22 protein-coding genes and 1 pseudogene are annotated in these 25,416 nt (G+C 61.6%); 11 read left to right on the top strand and 12 right to left on the bottom strand.

The annotated features are described in order from the left end of the window. Nucleotides 1-6: 6 nt before the first annotated feature. Nucleotides 7-1,179, bottom strand: a complete 1,173-nt coding sequence (locus LGH82_RS30650; RefSeq protein ID WP_227346256.1) for a GDSL-type esterase/lipase family protein — start codon at nucleotides 1,177-1,179, stop codon at nucleotides 7-9. A gap of 335 nt (nucleotides 1,180-1,514) precedes the next feature. Between LGH82_RS30650 and LGH82_RS30645 the strand changes: the two genes are divergently transcribed. Beyond that, entirely contained in the window at nucleotides 1,515-2,660 is a 1,146-nt protein-coding gene (locus LGH82_RS30645) for a methyltransferase domain-containing protein (RefSeq protein ID WP_227346255.1), read from the top strand. 340 nt (nucleotides 2,661-3,000) lie between these two features. On the opposite strand, the gene LGH82_RS30640 is transcribed toward LGH82_RS30645, so the two are convergent. The 6 genes from LGH82_RS30640 to LGH82_RS30615 form a co-directional block, all read right to left on the bottom strand. Next, a protein-coding gene (locus LGH82_RS30640) for an IS3 family transposase (protein WP_227344189.1) occupies nucleotides 3,001-4,352 on the bottom strand; the annotation gives its coding sequence in 2 pieces (ribosomal slippage) (nucleotides 3,001-4,016 and nucleotides 4,016-4,352; 1,353 coding nt in all). A 44-nt stretch (nucleotides 4,353-4,396) separates the two neighbouring features. Next, a complete protein-coding gene (locus LGH82_RS30635; protein ID WP_227346254.1) occupies nucleotides 4,397-4,696 on the bottom strand; it encodes a hypothetical protein in 300 nt (99 codons plus the stop codon). Nucleotides 4,697-4,698: 2 nt separating this feature from the next. After that, nucleotides 4,699-6,165, bottom strand: a complete 1,467-nt coding sequence (locus LGH82_RS30630; protein ID WP_227346253.1) for an APC family permease — start codon at nucleotides 6,163-6,165, stop codon at nucleotides 4,699-4,701. Nucleotides 6,166-6,576: 411 nt separating this feature from the next. Next, nucleotides 6,577-7,245, bottom strand: a complete 669-nt coding sequence (locus tag LGH82_RS30625; protein ID WP_227346252.1) for a hypothetical protein — start codon at nucleotides 7,243-7,245, stop codon at nucleotides 6,577-6,579. A 29-nt stretch (nucleotides 7,246-7,274) separates the two neighbouring features. After that, nucleotides 7,275-8,120, bottom strand: coding sequence for a PaaX family transcriptional regulator C-terminal domain-containing protein (locus tag LGH82_RS30620; protein WP_227346251.1), 846 nt, complete (start codon nucleotides 8,118-8,120; stop codon nucleotides 7,275-7,277). Nucleotides 8,121-8,191: 71 nt separating this feature from the next. Further along, nucleotides 8,192-8,320: a VOC family protein gene (locus LGH82_RS30615; RefSeq protein WP_227346250.1), complete on the bottom strand. Its 129-nt coding sequence runs from the start codon at nucleotides 8,318-8,320 to the stop codon at nucleotides 8,192-8,194. Nucleotides 8,321-8,871: 551 nt separating this feature from the next. On the opposite strand from LGH82_RS30615, the gene LGH82_RS33780 reads away from it, so the two are divergent. The 7 genes and pseudogenes from LGH82_RS33780 to LGH82_RS33775 all read left to right on the top strand — a co-directional run bounded on the left by LGH82_RS33780 (nucleotide 8,872) and on the right by LGH82_RS33775 (nucleotide 14,702). Beyond that, nucleotides 8,872-9,117 carry a GcrA family cell cycle regulator gene (locus LGH82_RS33780; RefSeq protein WP_413771484.1) on the top strand — a complete coding sequence of 82 codons (246 nt, stop codon included), beginning with the start codon at nucleotides 8,872-8,874 and terminating at the stop codon, nucleotides 9,115-9,117. A 572-nt stretch (nucleotides 9,118-9,689) separates the two neighbouring features. Then, on the top strand, nucleotides 9,690-10,688 hold the full coding sequence (locus tag LGH82_RS30605; protein WP_227346249.1) for a murein L,D-transpeptidase catalytic domain family protein: 999 nt from the start codon (nucleotides 9,690-9,692) through the stop codon (nucleotides 10,686-10,688). 140 nt (nucleotides 10,689-10,828) lie between these two features. Beyond that, nucleotides 10,829-11,062: a hypothetical protein gene (locus LGH82_RS30600; protein WP_227346248.1), complete on the top strand. Its 234-nt coding sequence runs from the start codon at nucleotides 10,829-10,831 to the stop codon at nucleotides 11,060-11,062. Between the two features lie 160 nt (nucleotides 11,063-11,222). Then, nucleotides 11,223-12,338 carry a calcium:proton antiporter gene (locus tag LGH82_RS30595; RefSeq protein WP_227346247.1) on the top strand — a complete coding sequence of 372 codons (1,116 nt, stop codon included), beginning with the start codon at nucleotides 11,223-11,225 and terminating at the stop codon, nucleotides 12,336-12,338. 240 nt (nucleotides 12,339-12,578) lie between these two features. Continuing rightward, nucleotides 12,579-13,388, top strand: coding sequence for a metal ABC transporter ATP-binding protein (locus LGH82_RS30590; protein WP_227346246.1), 810 nt, complete (start codon nucleotides 12,579-12,581; stop codon nucleotides 13,386-13,388). Next, nucleotides 13,372-14,244, top strand: a complete 873-nt coding sequence (locus LGH82_RS30585; protein ID WP_227346245.1) for a metal ABC transporter permease — start codon at nucleotides 13,372-13,374, stop codon at nucleotides 14,242-14,244. Before LGH82_RS30590 ends, LGH82_RS30585 begins: the two co-directional genes overlap by 17 nt. 55 nt (nucleotides 14,245-14,299) lie before the next feature. Continuing rightward, nucleotides 14,300-14,702: pseudogene (locus LGH82_RS33775) on the top strand (Fur family transcriptional regulator). 48 nt (nucleotides 14,703-14,750) lie between these two features. Here the strand turns inward: LGH82_RS33775 and LGH82_RS30575 are convergent. The 4 genes from LGH82_RS30575 to LGH82_RS30560 all read right to left on the bottom strand — a co-directional run bounded on the left by LGH82_RS30575 (nucleotide 14,751) and on the right by LGH82_RS30560 (nucleotide 20,196). Next, nucleotides 14,751-15,512, bottom strand: a complete 762-nt coding sequence (locus tag LGH82_RS30575) for a glutamine amidotransferase (protein ID WP_227346244.1) — start codon at nucleotides 15,510-15,512, stop codon at nucleotides 14,751-14,753. Between the two features lie 83 nt (nucleotides 15,513-15,595). Continuing rightward, nucleotides 15,596-16,597: a rhamnose ABC transporter substrate-binding protein gene (locus LGH82_RS30570; protein WP_227346243.1), complete on the bottom strand. Its 1,002-nt coding sequence runs from the start codon at nucleotides 16,595-16,597 to the stop codon at nucleotides 15,596-15,598. A gap of 48 nt (nucleotides 16,598-16,645) precedes the next feature. Continuing rightward, nucleotides 16,646-17,635 carry an ABC transporter permease gene (locus tag LGH82_RS30565; protein ID WP_227346242.1) on the bottom strand — a complete coding sequence of 330 codons (990 nt, stop codon included), beginning with the start codon at nucleotides 17,633-17,635 and terminating at the stop codon, nucleotides 16,646-16,648. After that, nucleotides 17,632-20,196, bottom strand: coding sequence for an ATP-binding cassette domain-containing protein (locus LGH82_RS30560; RefSeq protein WP_227346241.1), 2,565 nt, complete (start codon nucleotides 20,194-20,196; stop codon nucleotides 17,632-17,634). Before LGH82_RS30560 ends, LGH82_RS30565 begins: the two co-directional genes overlap by 4 nt. Nucleotides 20,197-20,574: 378 nt before the next feature. On the opposite strand from LGH82_RS30560, the gene LGH82_RS30555 reads away from it, so the two are divergent. Then, nucleotides 20,575-21,645 (top strand): ROK family protein, encoded by a 1,071-nt coding sequence (locus LGH82_RS30555; protein ID WP_227346240.1) that lies wholly within the window; start codon nucleotides 20,575-20,577, stop codon nucleotides 21,643-21,645. Between the two features lie 135 nt (nucleotides 21,646-21,780). Continuing rightward, nucleotides 21,781-23,388: a putative bifunctional diguanylate cyclase/phosphodiesterase gene (locus LGH82_RS30550; protein ID WP_227346239.1), complete on the top strand. Its 1,608-nt coding sequence runs from the start codon at nucleotides 21,781-21,783 to the stop codon at nucleotides 23,386-23,388. A gap of 118 nt (nucleotides 23,389-23,506) precedes the next feature. Here the strand turns inward: LGH82_RS30550 and LGH82_RS30545 are convergent, their stop codons facing one another. Further along, nucleotides 23,507-23,815 carry a hypothetical protein gene (locus tag LGH82_RS30545; protein WP_227346238.1) on the bottom strand — a complete coding sequence of 103 codons (309 nt, stop codon included), beginning with the start codon at nucleotides 23,813-23,815 and terminating at the stop codon, nucleotides 23,507-23,509. Between the two features lie 188 nt (nucleotides 23,816-24,003). Here LGH82_RS30545 and LGH82_RS30540 point away from each other — a divergent pair, with 188 nt between their 5' ends. Beyond that, nucleotides 24,004-25,392 carry an FAD-binding oxidoreductase gene (locus LGH82_RS30540; protein WP_227346237.1) on the top strand — a complete coding sequence of 463 codons (1,389 nt, stop codon included), beginning with the start codon at nucleotides 24,004-24,006 and terminating at the stop codon, nucleotides 25,390-25,392. Nucleotides 25,393-25,416: the final 24 nt, after the last annotated feature.

Genomic DNA, 25,416 nt, shown 5'->3' with positions numbered 1-25,416 from the left:
CCACAATCACGCGGGGCAAAATGGTCCGCCATCCGTGAAGGCGAACGCGGCGAAGCGCTCGCCGATGCGGCGATGCGCGGCGGCATCTGGGTGGAGCGCGTCCGGCAGCGGCAGGTCGGCGAAGTCGGCCGGGCCATAGAGGCTGAGACCATCCAGATAATGCAGGTGCGGATCACCGGCCATGCGCTGCCGCGCGATCCGCTGCAGCTCGTCGCGGATGCTGACAAGCGTCAGCTTTCCCTGCGCGCGATCGGCGGGATTTCCCGTCGCCCGGAAGGCAATCTTGCCCGCCGCCAGCGCGTCCAGATCGAAGGCGCCCGGACCCGGCGTGTCCTCGTGGATCGGGCAGTAGAGCGGCGACACCAGCAGGATCGGCACGGTCGGCCGCCCCTCGCGTATCACATCGACAAAACCGTGCACGGCTGACGTGAAGGCGCGCATCCGCATCAGGTCGGTGTTGACGAGGTTGATGCCGATCTTGAGGCTGATCAGGTCGGCCGGCGTATCCCTGATAACGCGCGCCGTGAACGGATCGAGCAAGGCGCTGCCGCTGAACCCCAGATTGATCAGTTCCACCTCGCCCTGGGCGGCGGCCAAAACAGGCCAGCTCGTCGAAGGGCTGTCGGTGTTCGAACCCTTGCTGATGGAACTGCCATGATGGAGCCAGACCTTGCGGCCCCGGTCGGGAAAAGGTTCCACGGGCGCATTGGTGCGCACTTCAACCAGTTGCGTGATTTCGCCATAGGGCAGCCAGATCTCGATCGCCTTGTCGTGGTCCGGCAAGTCGGTGAAGCGCAGCGTGCTGATCTCGCCCTTTTGTTTGGTAACGCTGCCGGTCGCCATGTCGAAGGTCACCGTATCGGCGTCGCCAGCGCTGGCCTGTCCCGCGAGCCCGCCATCGATATGCAGGTCATACAGGCCGGCGGGGCGAGCCGGCACCCCGACATAGACGAAGCGGGTAGGCACCGTATCGACCTCGATCAACGTTGTCCGCGACCGAAAGGCGATGCGCACGCCCGCGGGCTCGGATTCGGCCATCGCCAACTGCGGATCGCTACACTGCGCCCTCGCCCAGCCCGGCAAGCGATGTGGAAGCACGCCCCGCTCGGTCTGTTCTAGCTCTATGAAGCCGCGCAGGAGCGCGGGGGTGATGGGGGTGGTGAGCCAGTTTTGGGTCATTTGAGCTTGGCTATCCGGGGTCAAAATCGAACCGTGAAATGATTTTGCGCCAATATCGCATTACCGAGTGCGGCGCGAGCAGGCCCACACTCCGGGGTGGCGCATGCCGTGCTCGCCCATCTTTTGGATACGTGGGCATCAAGCGAAAGGCACGACATCCGGCTTCCAAAACCAAACCTGAGCGCACCAGATGAAAATTGTGGGATTGATACCGGAGAGCAAGCATGTCGTAATAATTCAGTGCTTCTTGGCAGTTCGCGGACGTTTAAACTCGAACCACCACACTCCAGGGCGACGTAGGAACTTAGGAATACCAAGCAGTATAATGGTAGGACATGGGTAAATTACTAACTGATTTGAAAAAGATATTTTCTTACTATTTTGCAATACCGCGCCTTGCGTTCCTAGCAACCGCACCCCGCCGCTTTGAAGGCTCGAATGTGTCCGCACCTCGAGAAGGTTTATCCATGGTCATTGAGGCTTCAAAAACTCCCGACGCGACCCCCGTAACTTTACCAGCTGATAAGGTCGTGCATATGATCGATAACATATGGTGCGACACATATGGCGTGTATGTAAAAGGCTGGGCTCATTCGCACGGGACATCAATAACCGCGATATATCTGTGTAGCGGTGATTTTCGGCAGCGTGTGTCCGAATTTCATGACCGACCAGACCTCCTAAAATTCTACCCTGATCTTGCACCGGCCAGATACGGATTTTCTGTCTATCTGGCGTGCAGCCCTTTCCGGCCGGTAACGCTGGTTGTCGAGACCTCGGCAGGACAATCGGAATTCGACATTACGGCGTTGCCGATGGACCACCCCGTCAATGTTTCGTTGCCAGAGACCGACAACGGGATGGACGATTTCATAGCCGAGATGAAGAAGGTCAAGGGAACGGTCATCGAAATTGGTGCCAGGGCGGTAGCGCCCGGGCAGACGCTGCAGGCAGGACTGTTCGAGCCTGAATGCAAATTCATCGGCGTTGACATTCACCCGGCATCAGGGGTCGACGTGGTGGCGGACGCCCATTTTCTCGGCGATCATTTCGCGCCAGGCTCCGTGGATGGGATCATGTCGCACGCGGTCATGGAACATCTGGCCAGCCCCTGGCTGCTGGCCGCGCAGATCAACAAGGTTCTTAGGATTGGCGGCCTGACGCTGCATACCCTGCCACAAGCTTTTCCAATCCATGAAACGCCAAACGACTTTTGGCGCGTTTCGGACGAAGGGCTGAAAGTGTTGTTTTCACATGAGATGGGCTTTGAGATCCTGAACGTGGGAATGACCACGCCTGTAAGGATGCTTGTGCATCCGGAATTCCGCGAAGGCCCAATGCTAGAGTTGGCGCTTCACGACGGAATGGCGGTGTCCCACGTCTTGGCGCGCAAAATTTTCGATCTCCCGGATGGAGCGGTTTCGTGGCCGCTTCCGCGAGGCAAATCGTTTGAACATAGCAAAACTTACCCGAAGCACTGACGACGATGCGGCAGAACAACACCATTGACTTCGACTGCGCGCCGGCTTCGGCGGAATTCGTTTGCCCGGCTTGTCGCGGTTCCGACATCAAGGCGAAGGTTCTCCGCGTAGACAGGATGTCACTTTATCGATGCAGCCAATGCGCATCATTAATTTATGATCCATTCCCGTCGATAGACTACACGGCACACACCAGCCCGCTCGGTATTCACAATTACGTTGAAGTGAACGCGTCCATCGACACTGTCGCGAGAAACATCCTCAGGTGTCCGTCGTCAGATCATTTGGCTCAGATTGGATCGCAGATTAGCGGAGTGTCGGCCTCATCTTGGGGTTGATGTTAAGCGGCGATCTTGCGGTGCTGCAAGCGCCGATGTTGGATGGTTTGGCGTTTGATCCTTTCTCGCTGTTTGATAATGGCTGCGGCCCTGCCGAAGTAGGCGTCGGCTGGCGTTACGTTGGCCAGGCTCTCGTGGTAGCGTCGATGGTTGTAATGTTCGACGAAGGCTGCGATCTGGGCCTCAAGGTCGCCGGGCAGAAAGTAGTTCTCCAAGAGGATTCGGTTTTTGAGGGTCTGGTGCCAGCGCTCGATCTTGCCTTGGGTCTGGGGATGCATTGGAGCGCCCCGGACATGGCTCATGCGTTGGTCCTGGATATAGTCCGCCAGTTCGCCGGCGATGTAGCTGGGGCCATTATCGCTGAGCAGCCGAGGCTTGTGGTGCACATGGGCCTGGTCGCACCCTGAGGCAGTAAGTGCCATGTCCAGCGTGTCGGTGACGTCCTCGGCCCGCATGGTGCTGCACAGTTTCCAGGCGATGATGTAGCGGGAGTAATCGTCGAGCACGGTCGACAGGTACATCCAGCCCCAGCCGATGATCTTGAAGTAGGTGAAGTCCGTCTGCCACATCTCGTTGGGTCGCGTCGTCTTGGTGTGGAACTCGTTCGCCGCCTTGATCACCACATAGGCCGGGCTGGTGATCAGATCGTAGGCCTTGAGGAGCCGGTAAACGCTGGCTTCTGACACGAAGTAGCGCGTCTCGTCGGTGAACCGTACTGCCAGTTCGCGCGGGGAGAGCTCGGACTGCTCCAGCGCCAGTTCGATGATCTGGTCATGGATGGCAGGCGGGATGCGGTTCCACACCCGGCTCGGCGCCGAGGGCCGATCCTGCAGCGCCTCAGGCCCGCCCTCGACATAACGGTCATACCAGCGATAGAAGGTCCGGCGCGGGATGCCCAGTCGGTCCAGCGTTTTGCGGGTTGGCAGGTGTGACTGCTCGACGATCCTGATGATCTCGAGCTTTTCGGATGCGGGATATCTCATTCTTGCTCGTCCCCATCCGCGATCATGCTTTTTTTGAGCAGACGGTTTTCCAGTGTCAGATCAGCGACGCATTCCTTCAGCGCGCCGGCCTCCCGGCGCAAATCCTTGACCTCGTCGCTGGTGGCAGCACGAGCGGTATCACCCGCCAATCGGCGCTTGCCGGCCTCCATGAACTCCTTGGACCAGGTGTAATACAGGCTCTGCGCGATCCCTTCCTTGCGGCACAGCTCGGCGATGCTGTCTTCGCCGCGCAGCCCGTCCAGCACGATCCGGATCTTGTCTTCCGCTGAAAAATGCCGCCGGGTCGCCCGGCGAATGTCCTTTACCACCTGCTCGGCAGGCTTCTTGGCACTTGAGGATTTAGGGCTCATCTTGGTTCCTTCGTCGTGACGACGAGATCAAAACCCTCCTTAATTCACAACCTCAAATCTGGGACACAGGTGCTGACGGGGAACACTTTCGAACCGTCCTCAAAAACGATTTCGAGTTCACCCTCAACAACAAGAAATGTCTCTTCATTGGCAAAGATGTAATGGGAGGAATAGGGAAGTTCCTTTTCAGTGAGTTCCCAGAGAGCGGCCCGATATACCTTGCCATCTCGCTGATCATTGCGAAAGAAATGCACCGCGCCATGCTTTTCGCCTTCAATAAACATCGGCTCAAAATCCCGATGATTAAGGTTCGTTCTTCCAAGAATATGACTGGATGTGGACAATTTCATACCCCCATATGCTCAGGTTCTGCGAATGCGTTTGGAGCAAGCCCGGTATCAAATTCAGCGACGCGAAAGTTGATTGCCTCCTTCCCTCGCAGAGTAGCCACGGCGTAGCCGAGGATTGAGACCGCCGGCAGAATAAGCCAAAGCCAAAGGCGCCATCCACTATCTGTTCCAACCAGGAATCCGAAGTTGCTGATGGCCAAATACGTAGCGATACAGAAGCCGGCGAACGCAAGTAGAGGCGCTATCGTCGTACTCCATCTGCTCTCGCTGCGGGGGTTCCTCATAAAGAAAAATACGCAGGCCAATGACGCTGCGGCCAGCATTGCAAGGAGCCCAACGGTACCGAGCGCCAGGAGATAGGTGTACAGGGTTGTAAACGGATCGGCACCGGCAACGATGAAACCGGCAATAATTACAGCGATTGACACGTTCGCAACGACGCTCCCGCGATGGGGAGATTGGTGCTTGGCATGCGTCAGCGCCATAAAGCCGGGAAGCAAGCCCACGCGCGCCATCGAGAAGATGTAGCGGCTAAGAATATTGGTAAATCCGAGCAAGACACCCAGAAAGCTGCTAATGGCTAGTATGCTGATCACATGTGCCCACGTCTTTCCAACATAGGTTTCCGTGATCTTCAGAATAAAACCGGTTGGGTCGGTCGTCGCAACCTGCTGAATATTTGCGGCGCCAGCGCCATTTCCGAGCGCCCATGTGGTGAACGCATAAAATACACCGATCAGCGCGACGGCGGCATAGGTGGCAATTGGAATTGTCCGCTTCGGATCCTTGGCTTCTTCGCTGAAGACCACGGTCGCCTCAAAACCGCCAAACGAGGCCAAGCCGAACAGGAACGCAAGTCCTAATCCGCCCCCGAACACATTGTGGGGGGCGAAGCCACTAAAATCCAAGGGCGCGCCGCCATTACCGCCTTGAAACACAATCGCGAAGTCAAGAACCAAAATGACGAAGACTTCCGCGATAAGTAACACTCCGAGGATGCGCGTCGATAGCTCCACCCGCGTGTAAGATAGAATCGCGATTATCGGAAGCGTGATCGCGATGAAGTATTCCCAACGCACCGAAACGCCGAGATATTCCTGCACAGCTTGGGCGGCGAAAACAGCGAACACGCCATATATCGACGTAACCATCACAACATACATGAACAGTGTCAGGTATGCGGCTGCTCCGCCAGTTCGATAGTCAAAACCCCGCGCGATGTAGGTTGCGAAGCCCCCTGCAGTTCCGACATAGCGGCTCATTGCCACATAACCGGAAGAGAACACAGCGAACAGGACTGCTGCCAAAAGGTAAATGCCTGACGCACCGGTGCCGCTTTGCATGAATACCAGCGGCGTAGCTCCCATGACGGCGCCTATCGGCCCAACGGCAGCGACAACGAAAAATACCAGCCCGAGAACGCCGATTGAGTTCGATCGAAGGTGTTTTTGAGGTTCACTCATAGCCTACCGTCCCGAGCATTTGAGCCGGCGGCTATTGAGATGGAAAAAGTACGAGGCTGTTTTGCCGCATTGGTCGAAAGACCCGGCATGGGTGTCAAATTCCACACGATCTCAACTCCCTTTTTTTTCGATAGCGGAGGATATCTCCGCACAGCTCCCTTAGTTTTTATATGGCAATTTTTTTTACGATAGCAACACATATCGACATACAAATGCTTGGTACGACGTGGCGCGAACAAGTATGACCGCTCGTCGCCAGCCCCGAGTGTGAGTGCGGTTTTCCAATGGGCATATGCGTAGATTGCGTTGCGGGAGTGCTTCACTCCGGAATCTAGGCGATGAACAGGCGGCCCAGCGTTCCAAAAAGGTAAAATTTCGCTATCTTGTTATCAAAACAGGGACGTAACCCACTTACCAGCGACAGCTAAGCAAGACGCCGGCTACTTGATGTACGTCTATTTGTCCGAGGCCTTCGACGCGAACAGCCGTTCCCAAGACTGTCATCTCTTTTCCATCGATGACGACAATTCCGCCCTCTAAATCACCAGACCAAGGCAAGACGAAAGTGTCAGAATTCATGGCTAGTAGGCGGCCGATCGCAGCGTACTTGACATCCATTTGTCTGCTTTCGCGACGCTCAATCCAGCTCCTTATTCGACCCGACCGCGTCAGGCTTGCATACAGCGGCGGGCCATATTTGCCATTAACTGGCGCGATTTCGAGTGTGCATTCGCTCGGTTCAGAAACCGGGAAATCCAACAAATTCTTGTAAGACATCCTTCCCGCCAACGAGCCTCGAAGGATTCGCAGAGCAATCTTTCTCTTTTCTCCCTCACCGACCACGATATGCTCCACAGCCAGAACTGCGCTCGTCCCGTCCTGAACGATCAAAGTCGTCAGCACCTGGTTTTTGCTGCTCGGTTTCTGGAACTGGAAAAGGTTGATGGAGGGCGAAAGTTGCCTTTGGACGAATACGGCAGCAAAATTCTGACGAGGGTCGCTCTCAACTTCGCATGTCAATAATCCGCCCGAAAACCGGTGCAGGAAAGGAAATTGGTGACGTTCGAACCAGATTTTCATCGCATCGCCGGTTCCATTTCAGCGAACGATCACGCTACGCGTTTACCTGGAGACGTTGTCTGCATTAACATCTTCAAACGGAGTTCGGCCGGGGGCTTAAGTAGCTCGTAGGCCCTTATAAACAACTGGTGAGCATATTCACGAGGCCAGCCGTCTGGTAGCAACTCTCGCGGCAGACCGGGATCGTTGATAGGGAATGTGCGCCAGTCATCCATGATCCTGGTCCGGATTAACAATGCTTCGGCAGGAGCAACCTCACCCTTTTCGGCCCGCTCGACGATTGGGGCCACATCCGCGATAAATGTATTGTATTGCATCGCGATGTCGTCGAGTTTCCACGCTCGATGAAAGGTATTTATCTTCGCACCCAACATGCTGATTTCGCCCCTAGCGACGAGGGATTCTGGAACGTCTGCAAATTCAAGTGCTTTCCTGGCATCATCCTCGCTCGCAAAAGCAGCCCCCCACAACCCATCAAAAAGTGGAGCGAAACCTAGTCCGCGCAGCTGACTTCGTAGGGTGTGACGACGCTCACGTTGGGCTTCCGAAACAGAAAAGGCGACCAACGTCCATCTCCCGTCCCATTCCTGGGGTTCCCCGAATTTGAGAATGCGATCACGATCCTCACGAATCATTGTGGCAGCGGACGGACTCAAAGCGTAGCTAGTAGAGCGTCCGTCCTTTTGTCTAACCAGCAAGGATTTTGAAACGAGACGGCTGAGGGCTGTTCGCGTAGCGTCGACAGATATCCCAAAGTCTTCAAAAATGTCTACGAGAACGCTGGACGCTATTGGTGCACTTCTTACTGAGGCAAATTCTGCGAGCAACGTTACCAACATCCGTTGAGGCAAAGAATCCGTTGTTTCACGAAGCACTGCGGAGATTCCTCTTGCTAGTCGAGCTCGAATGCTTGACCCAATTTTCGCAGCTAAGCAATGCAGGGGCTTCAGAGGAACTCGTCAGCCTCCCGATAGACCTCGCGGATCAGATCGAGGCCGAGGAGTTCGACATAAAACCGTCGCGACCGGTGGTAGTCGGTGCAGATGAGAGCGACGTGGTGAATGCCGTTCAGCATGCTACGAACTTCTAGCCGAGCTGGGATTTGAGGCCAAGGTCACTATCGGGTACGCAACACTTTGTTGATGTCGCCGTTTCGCGAGGGTCGCCTCGTCCGTACGGATTTTCATCCGCGCCCAATCGGCGACATGATGTTATGCGGCGCATTTCCGTCATTCGCAACACGGACAATGAACAAGGTCCCCGTTGGGTCGAACTCCGTCCTTCAGAGCGATTTGGGTCTTGGGGCGAGACCCCTTCTATCACGGTCCTGAACGCGAACGGCTTGGCGCGCCTGTTAGGGGTCCCACAAGGCCGCTACACCCCCGCCGCCGACAAACCCCGGCAGGGCTGGTGCCCAAGGCAGCCTGCGATGACACTTGTACGTTCTTACGCGCGCGGGTGTGGCCTTAAGTCGCAAACAATTGGCTTCGTGCAGCAGGGCCTCGGGCTTCATTGATGCTGCCACCAACATCATATGATGCCCCATAGCCTTTCAAAACGAGAGAAGCTCGCCTCGGCGTGGTCGCGCTGCGGCCGACAGCCGGCATCGGCTTATGAACCAGGAACCTGAAAACCATCATCCGTGACAATATCAAACTGACTTCGAGAGACGTCCCCCTCATTCAGCTAGGCGTCTATCAGTGCCGCTTCCCGGTGAGCGAAGACGCATCGGTACCCGGCGGTTACCGTTTTTGTGCCGGGCCAACTTCGACGGATCGCGTCTACTGCGATCACCACCACGGCATCGTGACCGCCGTCGACCCTCGTCGAGCCCGTTCGGGTCCCCCCTTCGCTCAACGGCGCGCCGCGTAGGTTACGTTTTGGTGGGGTTGAGCCCTCCGCGCGCTGGCGGACGTTTCTGCCAGACTTGAGGACGGCCTCGGCCAGGTCGGGCATTTCCAGACCTTGGCGCACCTGATGTCGCCATTCTCGTCCATACGGCTTTTCATCCGCGCCCAATCGACTGCATGATGTTATCGCCAGGGCGCAATCAAATCCGCATTCGGCTTGCCTCGCGATAGGCCGCCATCAACGCCGATCTTGTCAAAAGCTGTCGGGCGGAAATGTCCATGTCAGCCGCCAGCCGAAGGTGGCCGGACGGCAGCTTCCCGGCCTGGCGAGGGGGTCGGCGGACGGCGACCACAAGGCGCGAAACAGTCACACGGATGATCGCCTGGGAGAGATTGCTTCAGCTCGAAAGCAGCCACCGGGCTCGGTGCCTCCCCTAAGCCAATGCCGTTCCGCCTCCCGTCGCCATCCTTCCCGCACGCTCTCCCGCCCCCACTAACCAAGATGTGTTTCGCCGACCGCCGCACCGCCCCTTATGATACACGCCCAGCCTCGACAGCGAATCGCTGGCGGTTTCTGACAGGAGAATTGATCTGGTGCGGTTGAGATCTGCCCCCGTGGGGTTTGTCGCCATCCTCGGCCTGCTCGTCGTGGTTATCGGCCTGGCGGCGTCTGCGCGGTCGTTCGCCGCTTTGCAGCCGGGCATTCCGGCCTGGCTGAAGGCCCATGTCGGCGACGGCACGGACCAGATTTCGCAGGTGGTGCTGGAGCGGGCGCGCGCGCTTTACATGCGCAAGGTGGGCGAAGGCGTGGTCAAGAACCCCTGCTACTTCGCCATGGACGCCACGCGCCCCAGCGACCTCGGCAACGGCGTGCTCGGGCACCGCTATTACATCATCTGCGAGGCCAACCAATCGTTTCGAGCGGTGGCGGCGGGCCATGGCGCCGGCCGCGATTTGAAGGGCGTCGTCAACTTCGCCAATGGACGCGAATGCTCCAAGAACTTCGGCAATGCCATGGATTCCGAACTGACCGGCGGCGGCGACTACATGACCAGCGATACCAAGACCTCGTTCAAGGGCTATTACCGCGTCGGCGCCAAGCAGAACGCGGTGTTCATGCGCACTTTCGTGCAGTTCAACGGCGAAGGCGAAACCGCCAACGCCAGGCCGCGCAAGATCGGTGGCCACGCGGCCCAGGTGCTGAAAGGCCTGTGCATGCGCAAGGATCCGGCCAGCCCCTACGCCAACCATGACGGTTTCGTTCCGGCGGGCACGCTGGTGACTTACGCCGGCGGCCGCAGCAATGGCTGCACCAGCTGGACGCCGGAGGACGCCCAGCTGATCATCCCGCTGATGAAGGACAAGCCGACGACGCTCTACATCTATCCTGAATCGCGCGACATCGCCGCCGTCGCGCGTTCCGCGACCGCCGGCCATGCGCTGGGCGCCGGCCTCTACTGGAACGCGGCCTGCCTGAAGCAGATCGGCACGCCGAAATTCTGGCCGAAGGAAACACTGGAGCCGGTCATCGCAAAGTACAAGGCGGATCACCCGGCACCGCCCCCGCAGCCATTGCCGATCTGCACGCAGTAGGGAGACGGTTGCCCGCCTATCGCGCCGCCGGGGAACCATTGGCCCGCGCCGGCCGTTGCCATGTCGCAGCCGCGAAATGATTCCCTTTGGCCACGAGATGGTCTAGGCTCCGCGCGCGGCAGCCAACACGGAGTTCCCTCATGGAAGCAAGCGAGATGCAGGCGATCGGCGATACGCTGATGCGGATCGTCACTCCGGACATGACGCCCAAGCAGCTCATCAAGGCTGCCAGGAAAGTGCATCCCACCGCATCCAAGAAGGACATCGCCAGGGCGGCCTTCTTCTCGATCATTGCAAACGCGGATCAGGATATCGGCAAGGCCAGGAATCTGCAGGCTTTTGCCCTGGCGGAGCGCACGCAGGCGGCCGAATAGTCCGCGCCGCTCAGGGCATCCCGCCATGCACGCCCCTGTTTCGAGCAGGAAGGCCAAGATTTTCCCGGACAAGCCGAAAATGAGATTGTAGAGGGGTACTGCGCATTGTGATCGTTGCGGCAACGCTGCCACGTGCGGAAATCACGGGGAAGGCCAGCCGATGTCCGGACACAGTCACGCTTCCATCCCGACCTGGACCTGGGTGGCGCCCGCGCTGGCCGCCGGTCTGCTTGCTCTCAAATTCGCCGGCATCGTCCCTTCGGACGCCACATCGGTGCTTGTTCTCGCCGCCGCCCTGCTTGGCTTGGCGGTTTTCGCGGCCGTCCACCATGCGGAGGTCCTGGCGCTGAAACTCGGCGAACCGTTTGGCTCGATCCTGCTGGCGGTGGCGGTGACGGTGATCGAGGTCGCGTTGATCGTCTCGATCATGCTCACGGGCGCCGAAGGCAGCGACGCGGTGGCGCGCGACACCGTCTTTGCCGCCGTGATGATCGTGCTCAACGGCGTCGTCGGCCTTTGCCTGATCATGGGCGGAAGGCGGCATTTCGAGCAGACTTTCCAGTTGCAGGGCGCATCATCGGCGCTGGCCGTGCTTGGCACGCTGGCCACATTGGCGCTGATCCTGCCGAATTACACGCTGGCGGCGTCCGGGCCGTCCTTTTCCGACTTGCAGGTCGTCTTTGTCGGCATCGCGGCGCTGGTGCTGTGGGGCGTTTTCGTGTTCGTTCAGACCGTGAAGCACCGTGACTACTTTCTCGACACGCCGGCGGAGGCCGATCCGACAGACGAGGATGCGGAGCCTTCGCCGGAGAAGCCAAGCGACCGTATCGCCTTGTTCAGCCTCGGCCTGTTGCTGGTCTCGCTGGTGGCGGTCGTGCTGCTGGCCAAGGTCCTTTCCTACCCGCTGGACAAGGGCATTGCCGCCGCCGGGCTGCCGCAAGCCTTCGTCGGCGTGATCATCGCCGCGATCGTGCTCCTGCCGGAAGGCATGGCGGCGGCGAAGTCGGCGGTCAGGAACCAGCTGCAGAACAGCATCAACCTGGCGCTCGGATCGGCGATCGCCAGCATCGGGCTGACCATCCCCACGGTCGCGATCGTGTCGCTGGTGCTCAAGCAGAACCTGGTGCTCGGCGTCTCGCCCACCAACATCACCTTGCTGGTGCTGACGCTTTTCGTCAGCACGCTGACGCTGGGCACCGGTCGCACCACGGTGCTGCAGGGCGCGATCCACCTTGTGATCTTCGCCGTCTTCCTGCTGGTCTCTGCCGTGCCCTGACCCAGGGCGTCGAGGTGCGCGGCTGGCCGGGAAGGTCAGCGGTGCAAATCAACGGCCCCATAACCGGGTGAACACCCCGGAGACAATGGCGGCTCGTCAAGCGCCTCACGGCTTCGTGTATGCACGCTTGCGCCAGCCCAGGCACGCGCCACATTTCGAACACAAATGTTATAGTATTACATAACACCAGTGGGTGGACTTCCCCGCGCACGCAACTTCCCGATTGCTGAGGAGACCAGAATGCGTTCCGTTCCATTGCTGGCGGCACTGCTCGTTGCAGCGCCGCTTTTGGCTGGCAATGCCGCCAGGGCCGAAGAGAAGATAAACATCGTTGCGGCCGAGAACTTCTACGGCGACCTCGGCGCCAATGGCGCCGGCAAGACGACGATGCTGCGCGCGATCCTTGGCCTTGTCAGGCCGGCTGGTGGAGCGATCTCCGTGCTTGGCCGGCCGCCGACGCGCGGCAATCCGACCATCGGCTACATGCCGCAGGCGCGCCGCGCCCTGCCCCATCCCGGCATCAGCGGCGTCGACTTCGTGCTCACCGCCGCCGGCGGCCATCGCTGGGGCTGGCCGGTCGCCAACGCCGCCGAGAGAGAGGCCGCCTGGAAGGCGCTGGAGGAGGTCGGTGCCGCCGACCTTGCCCGGCGTCCGCTGGCGGAGCTTTCCGGCGGCGAGCGCCAGCGCATCCTCATTGCCCAGGCGCTGATCGGCGACCCCAGGCTCCTGCTGCTCGACGAGCCGCTGATCAGCCTCGACGCCGCGCACCAGCGCGTCATCATCGACCTCGTGCACGAGGTCGCGCAGCGGCTCGGCATCGCAATTTTGTTCTGCTCGCACGAGATCAACCCGCTCATGCGCGCCGTCGACCGCGTGCTCTATCTCGGCAACGGCAAGGCGGCGATCGGCAGCGTCGACGAGGTCATCAACGGCCCCGTCCTGTCGCGGCTCTACGGCACGCCGATCACTGTGATGCGCGTCGCGGGCAGGATCTTCGTCATGGCCGACGATATCGAATTGGAGGGCGCCGCCCATGTCCACGATGTTTGACTACGAGTTCATGCGCAACGCCTTCTATGCCTGCACGGTGGTCGGCATCGTCGCAGGTGCTGTCGGCTATTTCCTGGTGCTGCGCGGCCAGACTTTTGCTGGCCACGCGCTCACCCACGTCGGTTTCTCTGGAGCCACGGGGGCCGGCCTCATCGGCCTGTCGCCGTTCCTCGGCCTGACCGTGTTCACCGTCATCGCCGGCATCGGCATCGGCCTGCTCGGCGAGCGCGCGCATCGCGACGTCGCCATCGGCATCGTGCTCACCCTCTCGCTTGGCCTTGGGCTGTTGTTCCTGCATTTCTACACCGCCTTCGCCGGGCAGGCGACGAATGTGCTGTTCGGCAATGTGCTGGGCATCAGCCTGCGCACCGTCATCATCCTTGCCGTGCTGGCCGTGGCGATCCTGGTGGTGCTGGTGGTGATCGCCCGACCGCTGCTGTTCGCCAGCCTGCAGCCGGAGCTTGCCGAGGCGCGCGGCGTGCCGGTCACCCTGGTCTCGACCCTGTTCATGGTCCTCGTCGCCTTCGCCACGGCGGAAGCCGCCCAGATCGTCGGCGTATTGCTGGTCTTCGCGCTGATGGTGGCCCCGGCGGCAACCGCCTTCAGACTGACGCGCGGCGTCTTCGCCGGCATATTGGTGTCCATGGCGCTTGCCGTCGCCATCGCCTGGATCAGCCTGGCATTCGCCTACCGGACCGACTGGCCGACAAGCTTCTGGATCACCGCACTGGGTGCAGCGGCCTATCTCGCAAGCGGCTACGCCGAGCGCCTCACCGCATCGCGCCGCATGGGCCGCCCGACGGCCGGTGAACCGCGAATGACGGAAACGCTCGAGGACAGCGGCCAACTCCGATGAAGACTGGCCCGGTGAAGATTGGCCCGCTGAAGTCTTGCCCGCTGAAGGCATTGCAATGACCAGGAACGAGGAACTCGTTCTCGGCGTACTCACCCAGGCGACGGCGCCACTCAGCGCATACCAGATCCTCGACAGACTGCGCCCGCGCGGACTTCGCGGACCGATGCAAATCTACCGCGCGCTCGACCATTTGTGCACCAGCGGCCTGGCGCACCGGCTGGAAAGCCTGAAGGCCTTCATTGCCTGCGCACCCCGGCGCCATCGACCATCTGCCCGGCCACGCCATCTGCGAACAATGCATGACAGTCGCCGAAATCGACGTCGGCCATCTCCGCCCGCTGATACAGGACATGTGCAGGCAATCGGGTTTCTGGGCCGCGAGCACGACAATCGAGATTCGCGGCCTGTGCGACAAGTGCGTGGCTGTGCCCGCGAGCAATTCCGGCAAAGGTGCATAAGGGGTTTTCGCCCGGCGCAGCCATGCGCTGGAGTCACGGAAAGCCTTCCTATTCGTCCCCGGCCAGCCAGCGGACGATGTTGGCCATCAGCTTGCCGTAAAGCGGCCATGCGAGAAAATCCTGCGACAGCCAGTGCGGGCCGATGTCGGTCGCCCAGGCGACCGTCCGGCCACGACCATGGTTGCGAACGGCAAGAAGCGGCCAGTCCGTGCCGCGATGGTGACAGGTCGCCAGAAGCCGGGACGAACCGTCGTGCCTGAAATCCAGCTTGTTCATACCGAGGATCGGCGGCAACGGCCCCTCCACGCCCGCAAAAATCGGATGGGACGATTGCAGGATGGAGGCCTGCAGGCCTTGTGGCACCTCCATGCCGTCGCAGAACGGCAGGCAGCGGACGGGCAACACATCCTCGACTGGGGTGTCATAGAACCGCGCTGTCCCGAACATGCCCTGAAAGCCCATGTAGCCGCCGGCCAGCATCAGCCCTCCGCCACCTTCGACGTAGGCTTTCAGGACCTCGAAGCGGTTGACGCCGACACGCCCGGCGCGGGCATCCGGCGTGACCAGCAATGTCAGCGCGCCGACATCGGAGATCACCACAGCCTGATAGTGGGCGAGCGCCTCAAGGTCATAGGGAAATTCCGCGGCGCAGCGCTCGCCACCGATCTGCGTGACGGTGATGCCCTCGATGGCCAGCGCGGCGTTGAAGGCCGTCGCACCATTTGTCCAGGTCGCGCTTGTGAGCACATCGCCGCCGATGGCGACCGATGTTGTCGCCGCGAAGGTTTCGCCTGCAAGCAACATTTTCATTGTCGCCCTCGCATGTTCGAATGAAAGAGTTGAGAGAGGGCGCCGGATGGAGCCGGCGCCCGCCGGGGTTTCGAGGTCTGAGATCAGAACTTGAACTCAGCCAGATTGGCGGGGGTTACGATCTTGGCCGGCCCCAGGATCAGTTCGCCGCCGGCGCCGATCGTGTATTCGCCGAGCCGGCCAGCGGTGAACTTGTCGCCTTCCTTGCCGGTGATCTTGCACTGGGCGAGCGCCTGGGCGGCCTGGTAGGTCAGGTAGCCGAGATCGGAGACGTTCCACCAGATGTCCTGCGCGGCCCCGTCCTTGATGTATTTCGAGATCAGCGTGGCCGGAGCGAGGCCGGTCAGCTTGACCTTGCCGATCATGCCGGCTTCCTCCAGTGCGCGCGCCGCCGCGGGCAGGCCTATGCCGGCCGGAACGATGATCGCCTTGAGGTCGGGGAAAGCCTGCACCAGCGCCAGCGCCTGCTGCTGGTTGATCTGCTCGCTCTCCTCGCCATAGGCGACCTGGACCAGCTTCATCTTGGCGAATTTCGGCTCGGCCGCCATCTTCTTCTTCATGAAGTCGATCCAGGCGTTCTGGTTGGTGGCCGTCGGCGTCGATGAGAGGATCGCGAACTCACCGTCGCCGCCGGTCAGATTGTAGGCGCTTTCCAGCATCATCTCGGCCAGGCTGTCGCCCTTGGCCTGGTTGACGAAGATCGAGCGGGCGTCGCCGGCGACGTCGGAATCGTAAGAGATGACCCTGACGCCCTGCTGTGCGGCTCGCTTCAGCGCCGGGGCGACGGCGTTCGCATCATTGGCGGAAATCGCGATCACGCCGACCTTCTGCGAGACCAGGCTGTTGATGAAATCGATCTGCGCTTCCGCCGTTGCCTGCGAGGGCGCGACCTGAATTGCCTTGCCGCCGATTTCCTTCGCGGCCTCCTCGGCGCCCTGCTGGGCAACCTTGAAGTAGGGATCGGTGTCGAGCTTGGGCAGGAAGCCGACCGTTACCGGTGCCTTGGCGCATTCCTGGCTGAAGGCCAGCGAGGCAGGCGCCAGGAGAACCGCGGATGCGAGCAGGGCTAGTCTAAACGCTTTCATTGTGACTCCTCCGTCTGAAAATTCGGGCTTGAAGGAAGGGGCCCGACATCACCCCTTGGTCTCGCGCAAGACGCGCGATCTTGAGAGCCTCTCCTGTGCGGAGCGCCAGTAATTGCCGACCAGCAGCGAGCCGATCAGAAGCATGCCGATGATCATGCCCTGCGCGTCACCGCCGATCTGGTTGAGCGCCAGCACGTTGCGGATGATGGCGATCAAGACCAGCGCCAGCATAACGCCTGTCAAGCGGCCCTTGCCGCCAAAGACGCTGACGCCCCCGAGCAGCACGATGGTGATGACGTCGAGCTCCATGCCAAGCGCATTGTTGGCGCGGGCGTTGGAAAGGCGCGCGGTATAGACGATGCCGGCGATCGCCGCGACCACGCCCGAGACGACGAACAGGTTCAACACCATCCGGCGCGTGTTGATGCCGGAATAGCGCGCCACTTCGGGACTGCCGCCGAGCGCGTAGATGCGCTTGCCGGTCGGCGTCTTCTGCAGGACGACCGCGAACACCGGCGCCAGCAGCAGGAAGGGCACGATGGTCCATGGTATCTCGGTGCCCGGCAGGTTGTTGATGCCGAAATCGACGACCGCCGGCGGCAGGATATTGACCGAACCGGTGCCGAGCAGGATGTAGCCAACACCGCGATAGAGCGCCATGGTGCCGAGCGTCACCACCAGCGACTGCAACCCCAGCCTCGAGACCAGATAGCCGTTGAAGGCGCCGAGCAGGCCTCCGGCGACGAGCGTCAGCGGGATTGCCGCCAGCGTCGGCATGCCGGCCTGGACAAGCAGGCCAAAGACCACGGACGTCAGCGCCAGCATCGAGGCGATCGACAGGTCGATCTCGCGGGTAATGATGAGCAGCGTCATCGGCAGGATCAGCAAGGCCTTTTCCGAGGCACTCGCGGCCAGTTGCGAGAGGTTGAAACCCGAGACGAAATTCGGCACGAAGATCGCCGCGTAGAGGAAGATGGCGAGGCAGGCGCTCGCCAGCAGCAGATCCCAGAAATCGATCGATCGGAGGAGCTTTTTCATCTCGCCCTCGCCTGTCTTGCCTGCTCCGCACGCCGGACAATGAAGCTATCGATGCCTATGGCGGCCAGGATCACCAGGCCGTAGACGCCCTGCAGCCACAGCGGGTCAACGCGCACCAGCGTCAGGCCGTTCTTAATGACCAGTAGGGTGAGCGCGCCGAGGATAACACCGAGCAGTGTGCCCGAACCGCCGCGAATGGCGACGCCGCCGACGACCGCCGAAGCGATCACCGTGAGTTCGAAGCCGACCGCGACGCGGGCATCTATGGTGGCGTAGCGGGATGCCCAGAGCGCCCCGCACAGGCCGCCGAGCACTCCAGCCACGCCGAAGGCCAGGAGGATGCGCCGGTCGACGGGGATACCGATAAGGCGCGCGCCATCCGGGTTGGAGCCGGTGGCGTACAGTTCGCGCCCGATGGCCGTGCGATAGAGCAGCACATAGCCGGCGCACAGAATGACCATGGCAATGACGACGATCAGCGGCACGCCGGCGATCTTCAGTCCGGTCATGTCAAGCCAGGCCTGCGTAACCTCGTCGGCACTGATCTGGTTGCCGGCCGCCCACAGCGAATTAAAGCCGCGAAAGATCGACATCGAGCCCAGCGTGACGACGATGGCCGGAATCCTTCCCTTGGTGACGACAAGGCCGTTGAGCAGCCCGGCGACGCCACCGACCGCGCAAGCGGTCGCCAGACCGACGCCGATGTCGAGCCCTGGATAGGCTTGAACCATACTGGCCGCCATGTAGGCCGAAAGGCCGATCACTGCGGCGATCGAAAGGTCGATGTTGCGCGTGATCAGCACCAGCATCTGGGCGAGTGCCGCGACGATCAGCAGCGCGGCATCCATCGAGATGGCGGTCAGGTTTGCCGCACTCACCATGCGCGGATTGATGATGGTAACCGGGATGGCGACCGCCAGCATCGCGGCGAGCAGCCCGAACTCCCGCCGCTTGAGGAAATCGAGCGGTGCTTTTTTCTTCTCCTTGAAGGCGGCACGCTCCGCCCGCGCTGACGCATCGACGCGCTCGCTGGTCTTGGTCGCCGCCTCCAGCACTTTTTCCTGGGTGGCGTCTTCCCTGGCGAATTCGGCCGTCTGGTGTCCTTCGCGCAGAACGACGATGCGGTCGCACATGCCGATGAGCTCGGGCATCTCGGAGGAGATCAGGATGATCGCCATGCCTTGCGCGGCAAGGTCCGCGATCATCGCGTGCACTTCCGCCTTGGTGCCGACGTCGATGCCTTGTGTCGGCTCGTCGAGGATGAGTACGCGCGGCTCGGTGCGCAGCCATTTGGCCAGCACGACCTTCTGCTGGTTGCCGCCGGACAATTCCTTGACCGGCTGCCCATAACCGGAGAAGCGCAGCTTCATGCGCTTCAGCCAATCCGAGACCAGATCGATGGCACGATCCGTGCCGTAGAATCCGAAATGGGCGGCCTTGTCTAGAACCGGCAGCACCGCATTGTCGAGGATGGAGAAATCCATCACCAGGCTCTGGCCCATGCGGTCTTCCGAGACATAGGCGATGCGCGCGTTCATGGCGTCGCGCGCCGATGCGAAGCGCATGGCCTGGCCGTCGATGAGAATTTCGCCGGCATCCTGCCGGTCGATGCCGAACAGCACGCGCGCGATCTCGGTCCGCCCGCTGCCGACCAGGCCGCCAAGCCCGAGCACTTCTCCGGCATGGAGCTTGAGGTCGATGTTGGAAAACCCGCCGGCGTGCGAAAGCCCCCTCGCCTCCAGCACCAGCGCGCCAGGCGCGTGGCGCCGTTCGGGATAGAGGTCGGTCACTTCGCGGCCGACCATCATGCTGATGGCTGCGGCGCGACCAAGCTCTGCCTTCGGCTTGACGCCGATGAGGCGCCCGTCACGCAGCACCGCGATGCGATCGGCGATGCGGAAGATTTCGTCCATGCGATGGCCGACGAACATCATCGCCACGCCGTGCAACCTCAGATCGGCGACGACGGTGAAAAGCCGCTCAACCTCGCGCTGCGAGAGGGCCGCCGTGGGCTCGTCCATGATCAGCACGCGCGCGTTGAGCGATAGCGCGCGGGCGATCTCGACGAGTTGTTGTTCGGAGGTGCGCAGCGCGCCTAGCCGCGTTTCGGCAGGAACGTCCAGGCCGACCGTCGCAAGCACCTTGCGCGCGCCAGCAAGCATGGCGGCGTTGTCGATGCCGCCGAAGCGGTCGCGCAACATGTGGCCGAGATAGATATTTTCCCCGACTGAAAGATCCGGGAACAGGCCGGGATGCTGGTGCATGACCGCAATGCCGGCGGCCTGAGCGTCGTGAGGGGAACGAAAAACCACGGGCTTGCCGTCGACTTCGACATGACCGTCGGTTGGGGAGTGCACGCCGGCCAGCAGCTTCACGCAGGTGCTCTTGCCAGCGCCATTTTCGCCAAGCAGTGCCAGCACCTCGCCGGAGCGCAATTCGAAGGACGCGTCCTTGAGGGCGATCGTGCCGCCGAAGGCCTTTGTCACCTGAACCAGGGCAACGGGAACGGCCGCCCTCTCCATCGCGGCATCGGTTTCGCCATATGCGCCCACGTGCAGCACTCTCCCTCCCTGGGGTAGTTATTTTTTCAATTTGCTATATTAAATAGGCGAAAGTCGCAACAGGAAAATTGACTTCCACGATCCCGGCGCGCACTGTCGCCTCGCGGACAGGGGCGGCCGGAGTGCCTCGATCGTAGCCGTTTCAAGGTTGCGGGCGGCCAGCCTCGCTCCGCGAGAATAGTTAGGGAGACGCCAGTTTTGTCTGGAAAAGGCAGCAATTCAGTCAAAGTCCGGCATTACAATGAGCGCTTCGTGCTTGATGCCATTCGGCGCCTGAAAGAGGCATCGAAGCCGGACCTGGCACGCGCCGCGAATCTGACCCCGGCTGCGGTCGCCGCCATTGTTGACGGGCTGGAGTCGTCTGGATTTGTAAAGCAAGTGGGAAAAAGGTTCGGACAGCGTGGATCGCCGTCCACTCTCTACAGGCTTGCGCCGGAGCGGATCTACAGCGTTGGCATCAAGATCGGCCGACGCGCGCTGGAAGCAGTGCTCGTCGACTTCGCCGGCGAGGTCCGTGCCCGCGAGTCGCACGAGTACCGCTTTCCGGATCCCGATCTGGTGCTCAAGGCCGGCAACATGTCGCTGGCTAATTTCGAAAAGCTGGTCGACGGGCTTGACGATGCCAGCATCGTCGGCGTCGGCATCGCTTCGCCCTATTTCCTCGGCGGCTGGAGCGAGGAACTCGGCTTTCCCGACGATCTTGGCAACCGCTGGGAAGCAATCGACCTGACAGCATTCTTCGCCACGAGGCCGAAGACGCCGGTCTTCGTGGAAAACGACGCGTCATCGGCGGCGCTCGCCGAACTGATCCAAGGGGCCGGCGCCCGGTTCCGCGATTTCATGCATATTTCGATCGACACTTTCGTCGGCGGCGGGCTGGTGCAAGGCGGCAGGGTCCATACCGGACCGCACGGCAACAGCGCCGCGCTCGGCCCTCTGCCGGTCTCGCCTTCAAGCCTCGATTCGGTGGCGGCCAAGCCGGCGCGCTACCAGAGCCTGCTGCATCGCGCCTCGATCTATGTGCTGGTCAATCATCTCAAGTCGCGCGGCGTCGAGATCAATCGCGTGCGGGAACTGGACCCGCTGCCGCCGGGCGCGCGCGAGCCGCTGTTCGAATGGATCGACGATTGCGCGAACGCGCTGGTCGAGGCAATCATCGCCATCACCTCCGTCATCGACATCGAGGCGATCGTTCTCGACAGCATCCTGCCGCGGCAGATCCATCTCGAACTTCTGGCAAGGGTCCAGACCCAGTTCAACCGGATCAGCGCCATAGGCATCGTGGCGCCGGAAATCGTGTCGGGGCAGTTCGGACCCGAGGCCTCGCCGATCGGCGCGGCGATGTTGCCGTTCTCCGCCCTGCTGGCCCCGGACAGCGGTGTGCTGATGATCGGCAAGGACAAGACGAAGCTTCTCGGCAGCCTGTCGGCGCTGGCCGGTCAAAACTGATCGGCCAGCGAGACACCGGTAGCCAAACCAATCCATGTTGGCTGGATTCGATTGCCGCGCGCATGACGTCCTGCCCGCCCGCGTCCGGAATTTGTTAATCGGTTGCGTCCATTCTCGGCCAAAGAGGATTGAGCAATGCGCTTTCGACTGCCGGAGCGGCGGCATCTGGCTTCGGCTATCCATGATCAGCGGCGCGCGGCCTTCGACACGATCGCGATCGTGGGCGGCCTGCTGCTTGTGTTCTTGATAGCGCAGGCCTTTGATGCCCATGCCCTGCTCGGAGAGATCGACCGCAGACTGGATTTCTATTCGGATTCGCTGTTCGATGAGATCGTCCTGGCTGTATTGCTGGGTTTCGTCGGCCTCATCCTCTTCGGTGTTCGGCGGCTTCAGGAGATGCGGCGCGAGATCAAGGCTCGCCAGCATGCCGAGGACCGGGCCCAGCATCTCGCGCTCGCCGATGCCCTCACCGGCCTCCCCAATCGGCGCCAGTTCGGCAGCCGTCTCCTGGCATCGCTTGACGGCCCTGGCGGTCCTGGCGGAAACGACAGCTTCGCGCTGATGATGATCGACCTCGATCGCTTCAAGCCGGTCAACGACGTTTTTGGCCATGGCGTCGGCGACAAGGTGTTGATCGCATTCGCCAAGCGGGCCTCGGCGATTGTCGGGACCGGAGCAATGCTCGCCCGCTTCGGCGGCGATGAATTCGCGCTGTTGCTGCCGGCTGCCGACACCGATGAGCCGGCGCGCGTCGCCCGCAGGCTGCTTGCGCTGTTCGAGCGGCCGTTCGACATCGACGACGTGCAGGTGACGCTCGGCGCCTCGATCGGCATCTCCATGGCGCCGCAGGATGCGACGGATTCGGAAGAGCTCGTGCGGCGGGCCGACATTGCCCTCTATCGGGCCAAGATGAACGGCCGCGGCAGTTTCTGCTTCTTCGAGGCCGACATGGATGCCCAGGTGCAGAAGCGCGCCAGGATCGAACGCGATCTGCGCAAGGCAATCGCCGACGGCACGGTGCGGCCGCACTACCAGCCGATCGTCGACCTGAAGTCGGGCCTCATCATCGGCTTCGAGGCGCTGGCGCGCTGGGATCATCCCGAATTCGGACAGCTGGAGCCGGAGCAGTTCATCGGCATCGCCGAGGATGGCGGGTTGATCATCCCGCTCTCCGCCCATCTGCTGCGGATCGCGGCGCGCGATGCCACGCAATGGCCCGTGGACACCAAGCTTTGTTTCAACATTTCCCGGGTGCAGCTTGCCGATCCGCTGATGGTGCTGCGCATTCTCCAGATTCTCGGCGAAACCGGCCTCAGCCCGACACGGCTTGAGGTCGAGATCAGCGAGCAGGTGCTGGTCGGCGACATCGTTGCCGCGAAGGAAGCGTTCGCGGCCTTCCATGCGGCGGGCGTGCGCATCGCGCTCGATGATTTCGGCACCGGCAATTCCAGCCTCCAGCATCTGCGCACATGTCATTTCGATCGTCTGAAAATCGATCGCTCGTTCGTCATGTCGATGGCCGGCTCCGTTGAGGCGACGTCACTGGTCAACGCCATACTCGGCCTGTCCAAGGCACTCGGTCTGCCCGTGACCGCCGAAGGCATCGAAGACGAAGCGCTGATCGAGCAGCTTTACGAGGGCGGCGGCTCGGAGGGACAAGGGTTCCGTTTCAGCCAAGCCGTGTCGCAGGAAGAGGCGATCCGGCTGCTTGGTCAAAGAGCCGTGGCCCGAGTATCGGCCTGAGGCAGGCTCAGAGCAATTCCAGGAAAAGTGTGAAACGGTTTTCCGTCCGGAATTGCGTCAACCGTGATGGCCGGCGCCTCGCCGGGTTCATCCCGGCAGAGGCTTCCCCAAACAGCAATCAGATACGAACCGAATCCGTTGCCCGCACCGGCTTGATGCAATCCACCGCCTCGAGCATCAGCGATGAAACCTTGGCCGCCGGGAAGATATCGACAAGGCTCGCCATCGATTCCAGATCGAAGACGATGTCGACAGGCTGGTCGCCGTCGATGGATGCGGCGGAATGACCGAACTCGTCGCGACGCGCCTTGATCGCCGAAGCGGCGCGGCGCAGCAGCCTGCCGCGCTCGAACTTGGTCAGCCCGTCGATTTCGCTGGAAGCCCGGGTCAGTTCCGAGATGAGATGGTCCGCCGATCGAAGCCACATGCGCATGATCCCCCTGTCCATGTGTTAGCGCTTGGTTCGTGATTCTCCCAAGACCATCAAGCGGGCTCCACAGGAAAGTGCGTGAGCGTGTTCGCGCGAACCGAGCATGACGGAGCCGCAAGTCATTGCGTGACTCCAGCGCCGCGCTGCCTCTATATCTTGCCGCGATCCCCTCCCCGGAGCTTCAAATGCATTCCCTGATCGCCGAACTTCGCGCCGCTTGTCCCAACGCCACCATCTGGGACGAGGCTGAGCTGGCAACGCGCGATCCGGGCTTTGATGGCCGCAATTTCGGCGCCTCGGCGCTGGTGCGGCCGAGGGACACGGAAGGCGTCGCGGCGCTGGTCAGGTTCTGCGCCGCGCGTGGATTGAGCCTCGTCGCCCAGGGCGGGCGCACCGGGCTTGCGGGCGGCGCTGCCACCCTGCCCGGCCAGATCATCTGCGACCTCGGCGGGCTGAACCGGATAGAAGAAATCGACCCGTTCGCGCGCGTGGCGATCGTCCAGGCCGGCACCGCGCTTGGCGTGCTGCAGGAAGCGCTGGCGGTGCATGGGCTGGACCCCGGCATCGACCTTGCCGCGCGCGGCAGCGCCACCATCGGCGGCATGGTTTCCACCAATGCCGGCGGCATCATGGCCTTTCGCAACGGCACGATGCGCCACCGCGTGCTGGGCATTGAAGCGGTGCTCCCCGATGGGCGGATATTCTCCGATCTCACCCGCGTGCTGAAGACCAGCGCGGGCTATGACCTGAAACACCTGTTCATCGGCGCCGAGGGCACGCTGGGCATCGTCACCCGCGTCGCCATCCGGCTCGACCCGGTGGCAGGCGCCAGCGCCACCGCACTGGTCGGCGTGCCCGATGCGGCGAGCGCGCAGCGCATCGTCCGGCATTTCCTGTCCTCGACAGGGGCCCGGCTCACCGCCGCTGAGATCCTGTGGCAGCGCTTTGCCACCGCCATGCAGCGCGCGCTCGGCTACCCCACCGGACAGTTGCCGCTGGAGGCGCCCTGCCTGCTGGTGCTCGGGCTCGGCGCCGACAGCGTCGAGGCAGCGCAATCGGCACTGGAGGAAGGGCTTGCGGCGGTGTGGGAAGACGCTGGCATCATCGACGGGCTGGTGGCCACCTCGCAGGCCCAGGCCGAAGCGATCTGGCGGCTACGCGAGGAGACCGGCGAGATCGAGCGCATGCACCATCTGCCGCCCTCCTTCGACGTATCGGTGCCCGGTGGCGCGCTCGATGCCTATGTCGAGCGCATCGAGGCCAGGCTGAAGAAGATCGACGTGTCCTACGCGCCCTATGTGTTCGGCCATCTCGCCGACGGCAATTTGCACATCTCGATCAATACCGACGGACCGCTTTCGCACGCGCTGCACGAAGCGATCGAGGACGTGCTCTATGAAGGCCTGAACGAAGCCGGCGGCTCGTTTTCGGCCGAGCACGGCGTCGGCCTGGAAAAGCGCGACGCCTATGAGCGCCACGCCGACCCGGTGAAACAGGCGCTGGCGCGATCGATCAAGGCGATGATCGACCCCGGCAATGTGATGAACCCGGGCAAGATTGTCTCGGTGGATTAAGGGAAGCCAAGTTCGAGGGCGCCC

It is taken from the genome of Mesorhizobium sp. PAMC28654, assembly GCF_020616515.1.
GTDB lineage: Bacteria > Pseudomonadota > Alphaproteobacteria > Rhizobiales > Rhizobiaceae > Mesorhizobium.
The sequence above is the reverse complement of the archived record's forward strand: the minus strand, read 5'-3'. Positions and strand labels throughout refer to the sequence as shown.

Bases quoted from the DNA above. Each gene is read 5' to 3' on its own strand.
- LGH82_RS30650 (WP_227346256.1), bottom strand. From the start codon at position 1,179: ATGACCCAAAACTGGCTCACCACCCCCATCACCCCCGCGCTCCTGCGC.
- LGH82_RS30645 (WP_227346255.1), top strand. From the start codon at position 1,515: ATGGGTAAATTACTAACTGATTTGAAAAAGATATTTTCTTACTATTTT.
- LGH82_RS30630 (WP_227346253.1), bottom strand. From the start codon at position 6,165: ATGAGTGAACCTCAAAAACACCTTCGATCGAACTCAATCGGCGTTCTC.
- LGH82_RS30625 (WP_227346252.1), bottom strand. From the start codon at position 7,245: ATGAAAATCTGGTTCGAACGTCACCAATTTCCTTTCCTGCACCGGTTT.
- LGH82_RS30615 (WP_227346250.1), bottom strand. From the start codon at position 8,320: ATGCTGAACGGCATTCACCACGTCGCTCTCATCTGCACCGACTACCAC.
- LGH82_RS30600 (WP_227346248.1), top strand. From the start codon at position 10,829: ATGGAAGCAAGCGAGATGCAGGCGATCGGCGATACGCTGATGCGGATC.
- LGH82_RS30595 (WP_227346247.1), top strand. From the start codon at position 11,223: ATGTCCGGACACAGTCACGCTTCCATCCCGACCTGGACCTGGGTGGCG.
- LGH82_RS30590 (WP_227346246.1), top strand. From the start codon at position 12,579: ATGCGTTCCGTTCCATTGCTGGCGGCACTGCTCGTTGCAGCGCCGCTT.
- LGH82_RS30585 (WP_227346245.1), top strand. From the start codon at position 13,372: ATGTCCACGATGTTTGACTACGAGTTCATGCGCAACGCCTTCTATGCC.
- LGH82_RS30575 (WP_227346244.1), bottom strand. From the start codon at position 15,512: ATGAAAATGTTGCTTGCAGGCGAAACCTTCGCGGCGACAACATCGGTC.
- LGH82_RS30570 (WP_227346243.1), bottom strand. From the start codon at position 16,597: ATGAAAGCGTTTAGACTAGCCCTGCTCGCATCCGCGGTTCTCCTGGCG.
- LGH82_RS30565 (WP_227346242.1), bottom strand. From the start codon at position 17,635: ATGAAAAAGCTCCTCCGATCGATCGATTTCTGGGATCTGCTGCTGGCG.
- LGH82_RS30550 (WP_227346239.1), top strand. From the start codon at position 21,781: ATGCGCTTTCGACTGCCGGAGCGGCGGCATCTGGCTTCGGCTATCCAT.
- LGH82_RS30545 (WP_227346238.1), bottom strand. From the start codon at position 23,815: ATGTGGCTTCGATCGGCGGACCATCTCATCTCGGAACTGACCCGGGCT.
- LGH82_RS30540 (WP_227346237.1), top strand. From the start codon at position 24,004: ATGCATTCCCTGATCGCCGAACTTCGCGCCGCTTGTCCCAACGCCACC.